The organism is Geodermatophilus obscurus (genome assembly GCF_900143215.1).
GTDB classification, from domain to species: domain Bacteria; phylum Actinomycetota; class Actinomycetes; order Mycobacteriales; family Geodermatophilaceae; genus Geodermatophilus; species Geodermatophilus obscurus_A.
Genome location: NZ_FRDM01000085.1, coordinates 1 through 3,468 on the forward strand (window position 1 = coordinate 1; position 3,468 = coordinate 3,468).

Annotated in this window: 5 protein-coding genes; 2 read left to right on the plus strand and 3 right to left on the minus strand. The window is 77.8% G+C overall.

What is annotated here, in order from left to right:
• The 3 genes from BUB17_RS24980 to BUB17_RS24990 form a co-directional block, all read right to left on the minus strand.
• On the minus strand, window positions 1-717 hold a 717-nt coding region (locus tag BUB17_RS24980; protein WP_072921521.1), incomplete at its 3' end, for an adenosylcobinamide-GDP ribazoletransferase.
• A complete protein-coding gene (cobU, locus tag BUB17_RS24985) occupies window positions 714-1,235 on the minus strand; it encodes a bifunctional adenosylcobinamide kinase/adenosylcobinamide-phosphate guanylyltransferase (RefSeq protein WP_072921523.1) in 522 nt (173 codons plus the stop codon). The genes cobU and BUB17_RS24980, both read right to left, overlap by 4 nt.
• Window positions 1,236-1,314: 79 nt before the next feature.
• The gene (locus BUB17_RS24990; RefSeq protein WP_072921528.1) at window positions 1,315-1,866 is read right to left on the minus strand and encodes a histidine phosphatase family protein; all 552 of its coding nucleotides are present in this window, start codon (window positions 1,864-1,866) and stop codon (window positions 1,315-1,317) included.
• A 141-nt stretch (window positions 1,867-2,007) separates the two neighbouring features.
• On the opposite strand from BUB17_RS24990, the gene BUB17_RS24995 reads away from it, so the two are divergent.
• Both BUB17_RS24995 and BUB17_RS25000 read left to right on the plus strand, forming a co-directional pair.
• Window positions 2,008-2,796, plus strand: a complete 789-nt coding sequence (locus BUB17_RS24995; protein WP_072921530.1) for a Fic family protein — start codon at window positions 2,008-2,010, stop codon at window positions 2,794-2,796.
• Between the two features lie 48 nt (window positions 2,797-2,844).
• Window positions 2,845-3,468 (plus strand): aldo/keto reductase (locus tag BUB17_RS25000; RefSeq protein ID WP_141243210.1); only part of this gene is annotated, 624 nt, incomplete at its 3' end.

The window sequence follows — 3,468 nt, forward strand, 5'->3', positions numbered from 1 at the left end:
CACCAGCAGGGTGACCGCGGCCGCCGTCTCGCCCATCGCCCCCATCACGTCGCCGGTGACGCCGCCCAGCCGGGCCCGCGCCCGGCGCAGGAGGAGCTCGGCCGCGAGCAGGCCGGCCACCGCGCCCGCCAGGAGGGCCCGGTCGGCGACGGTGAGCAGCGCCGCGGTGACGAACACCCAGCCGGCCAGCCAGCGCGCCGACACCGTGCCGGCGACCGACTGCCCGAGCGCGGAGCCCGCCGCCATCGGCACCCCGGGCAGCCCGGTGCGCGCCATCGCGAGCCGGGCCACCACCGGTGCCGCCAGGAGCGCGGTCCAGCCCCGCTCGGCCTCGAGCACGGTGGCTGCGGCGGACACCTGCAGCAGGACGGTCAGCAGCAGCGTCACCACGCCGAACGGGCCGACGTCCCCCTGGCGCATCACCTGCAGCGCGCGCTCCCGGCCGCGCAGCGGTCCCAGCCCGTCTGCGGTGTCGGCCAGGCCGTCCAGGTGCAGGCCGCGGGTCAGCACCGCCAGCACGGCCACGGCCAGCACCGCGCCGGTGAGCGGGGAGACCAGGCGTGCGCCGGCCAGGCCGACGCCGGCCGCCACCCCGCCGAGCACCAGCCCGACCAGCGGCGCCCACGGCAGCACGCCGCGGGTGGACGCCGCCGCCCGCGCCGGCACCCGCAGGACGGTGAGCAGGGCGGCGGACTCCAGCGGCCCCGTCCACCTCATCGCAGTCGCTGCGGCAGCCCGGCCACCACGAACCAGACCTCGTCCGCGGTGCCGGCGAGTCGCTGGTTGACCGAACCGAGGGTGTCGCGGAACAGCCGCCCGGCGCGCGTCTCGGGCACCACGCCGAGCCCCACCTCGTCGGACACCGCCACCACGTGTGCCGGGGTCATGGTCCAGGCCTCCACCAGCGCGTCGCAGCGGCGGGTCAGGCGGTCGCGCGCACCCGGCTCGTCGGTCCAGACGCCGGTCTCGTCCATCAGCGCGGCGACCCAGGTCGTCACGCTGTCGACCAGCACGGTGCCCCGGCGCAGCAGCTCGCTGGGCGCGGTCGTCTCCAGCGTCGTCCAGCCCGGAGGACGGCGGGCCCGGTGCGCGGCCACCCGCTCGGCCCACTCGGTGTCGCCGGGGACCGGGGGAGAGGTGGCCAGGTAGGTGACGTCACCGGCGCCGGCCAGCAGTGCCTCGGCGTGCGCGGACTTGCCCGACCGCGAGCCGCCGAGCACGAGGACCCTGCTCATGGCTCGTCTCCGGACCCGTTCCGCTCCTCGGTCGCCGGCGCTCCCTGCGATGCTCGCCCGCCCGCCGCCTTGACGGCACTCACCGGACCAGCTCGAGCGCCGTCACCGTGCCGTTGGGCGGGGTCACCGCCGGCATCGCGTCCGGCCCGAGCCCAGCGGCGACCGCCTGCGCCGCCCGGATGGTGTCCCCGTGGGTGACCAGCGCGACCACCTCGGCCGGCGGGTCCGCGCACAGCTGCGTGAGGTAGGCGCCCACCCGGGCGTGCAGCTCGGCGAGGCTCTCGCCGCCCTCCGCCGCCCAGTGCGGATCGGTCCAGTCGACGACGTCCCACAGCTCGCGCGAGGGCCGGCCCTCCAGCACTCCGTAACCCTGCTCGCGCAGCGCCGGCGTGGTCGTCACCGGCAGGCCGGTGGCCAGGGCGCAGTGCTCGGCGGTCTGCACCGCGCGGCGCAGGTCGCTGGAGACCAGCGCCCCGGGGCGCAGCTCCGCCAGCTCCCGCGCGGCCCCGGCCGCCTGGGCGTGCCCGAGCTCGGTCAGCGGCACGTGCGCCGTCTGGCCCTGCATGCGACCCGCGGCGTTCCACTCGCTCTGCCCGTGGCGCACGAGCAGGAGGGTCAGGGGCCGGGCCATGGTGGCAGGGAGCGTAGTCAGGGTGTCGCCGGTTCCCGCGGCCCGCCTCGTACCGTCGTCCACGCGGAGCGAGCGTGCGCGCTCCCCGTGGACCCCGGCACCGTTGGCCGCGAGGCCGACGAGCGTCAGCGAGGAGGACCCGTGAGCATCCCCGTCCGTCCCGGCGCGGGCCGTCCGGGAACCCGCCCGGTCGCTGCCGACCCGCTGGCCGCGCTGCTCGACCTGCCCGGCGTGCGCGACGCCGCCGAGGGCGCCCGGGCCGGCATCGACCGGTTGCTCCGGCACCGGCTGATGCGCAACCGGTCGGCCGAGGTCAGCACCGAGTCGGCGCTGCGCGGCGCCCGTGCGTCCGCCGCGCTCGAGGGCGTCGACGTCCCGCTGGCCGACCTGCGGGCCGGGCGGGTCGACGACCCGGTCGTGCAGGGCTCGCTGCGGACCTCGGTCGCCCTCGGCTCGATGGTGGACACCTGGTCCCGGGCGCCCGGCCAGGTGCTGGCCCGGCTGCACGTGCTGGCCGCGGCGGACCTCGCCGGCCGCGCCGACCTGGGCCGCCCCGGTGCCCACGCCGGGCCCCGGCTCGCCGGCCTGCTCTCCCTGGTCACCGGCGAGAGCTCCGTGCCGGCCGTCGTGCTGGCCGCCGTCGTGCACGGCGAACTGGCCGCGATCGCCCCGTTCGGCACCGCTGACGGCGTCGTCGCGCGTGCGGCCGCCCGGCTCACCGGCATCACCCGCGGCCTGGACCCCAAGGCCGTCTCGGTGCCCGAGGTCGGCTTCGCGGAGCTCGGCCGCGAGGAGTACGCCCGCGCCCTGGCCGGCTACGCCTCCGGGCAGCCCGAGGGCGTGGCCGCGTGGCTCGTGCACTGCTGCCGCGCCACCGAGCACGGGGCGCTGGAGGGGCTGGCCATCGCCGAGGCCCTGCTCCGCGGCTGAGGTCCGGCCGCCCTGCGGCGGTCCGGGGCAGCGGCGAGACTGTCAGGCGTGCGCTACCTCGACGTCGACGGGCTCGGTGCGGTCAGCCGGGTCGGCCTCGGTACCTGGCAGTTCGGCTCCCGCGAGTGGGGCTACGGCGACGCCTACGCCTCCGGCGAGGCCAAGGCGATCGTCCGGCGGGCCCGCGAGCTCGGCACCACCCTGTTCGACACCGCGGAGATCTACGGCTTCGGCCGCAGCGAGCGGATCCTCGGGGAGGCGCTGGGCGAGGAGCGGGCGGACGTCGTCGTCGCCAGCAAGCTCTTCCCGGTGGCCCCGTTCCCGCCGGTGGTCCGCAACCGGCTGGCCGGCAGCTCCCGCCGCCTCGGGCTGGACCGCGTGCCGCTCTACCAGGTGCACCAGCCCAACCCGGTGGTGCCCGACTCGGTGACCATGGCCGGGATGCGCGAGCTGCTCGACGCGGGCCGCATCGGGGCCGTCGGCGTCTCCAACTACTCGCTGGCGCGCTGGCGGGCGGCCGACGCCGCCCTCGGCCGGCCGGTGGTCAGCAACCAGGTGCACTTCTCGCTGGCCGTGCCGTCGGCGCTCGACGACCTGGTGCCCTTCGCCGAGCGCGAGGGCCGGATGGTCATGGCCTACAGCCCGCTGGCCCAGGGCTTGCTCGGGGGGCGC